The following is a 965-nucleotide window of genomic DNA, read 5'->3' as shown; positions in this document are numbered from 1 at the left end:
TGGCAATTTTAACAGGATATTGTCTTCTTGGAGGAGGCAAAAGAATCATCAAGATTACAAGTACAGTCGTACCATTCATGGGAATCGCCTATGTTGCCATTGCTTTAATAGTTATTCTGTTCAATATCCAAAATATACCTGCAATGTTCGCATTAATTTTCAAAGATGCTTTTGATTTCACATCAATTTTTGGCGGAATAGCAGGTTCATGTATGGTGTACGGAATAAAAAGAGGACTCTTCTCAAATGAAGCCGGTGTAGGATCTGCGCCGAATGCTTCCGCCTCTGCAAACGTGTCACACCCCGCAAAACAGGGTCTTGTGCAAACATTATCCGTATATATCGATACGCTCCTTTTGTGTACAGCTACTGCATTGATGTGCTTGTCCACTGGAGTACCAATAACTTCAGTCGTTTCAGGAGCTCCATATGTGCAGAATGCAATCGCAAGCGTATTTGGATGGATAGGTCCAATTTTCATCACAGTTGCAATGGTGCTATTTGCATTTACCACATTGATTGGAAATCTCTATTACGTAGACAATGCCCTGATTTTCTTGAACGGCAAAACCAAGCCTTCAGAAAAATTCATGAAAGTGTTCCATTTATTTTGCGCACTCGTTGTCTTTATAGGAGCTACAATCACCATGGACGCCGCATGGGCTATGGCAGACATCACCATGGGAGGCATGACTCTCATCAACCTACCTGTCTGTGTGCTTCTAGGTAAAATCGCAACAGACTGTCTTAAAGACTATGAAAAACAGAGAAAAATGGGCAAAGAACCTGTTTTCAAGGCAGCTTCCATTGGACTGAACGAAGAAGAGTTTGATTTCTGGAAATGAATTATCATTTTCCAGATTCTTTTTTTTAATTTTCCATAAATATTTTATTTTAGCAAATATTCCTTATTGTATCTGACAATGAAATCTACAACAATGCTTTTTTTAATCACATCAGTTTGG

The 965-nt window shown here is 39.1% G+C and carries 1 protein-coding gene; it reads left to right on the top strand.

The window, feature by feature from the left end; genetic code table 11:
* Window positions 1–845: alanine/glycine:cation symporter family protein (locus QZU81_RS10630; protein WP_295591731.1), on the top strand; the 845-nt coding region annotated here is incomplete at its 5' end.
* Between the last annotated feature and the right edge of the window lie 120 nt (window positions 846–965).

This window comes from uncultured Methanobrevibacter sp. (assembly GCF_902770715.1).
Classification (GTDB): Archaea; Methanobacteriota; Methanobacteria; order Methanobacteriales; family Methanobacteriaceae; genus Methanocatella.
Note: the sequence above shows the minus strand (reverse complement) of the source record. Positions and strands in the feature narration are given on the sequence as shown.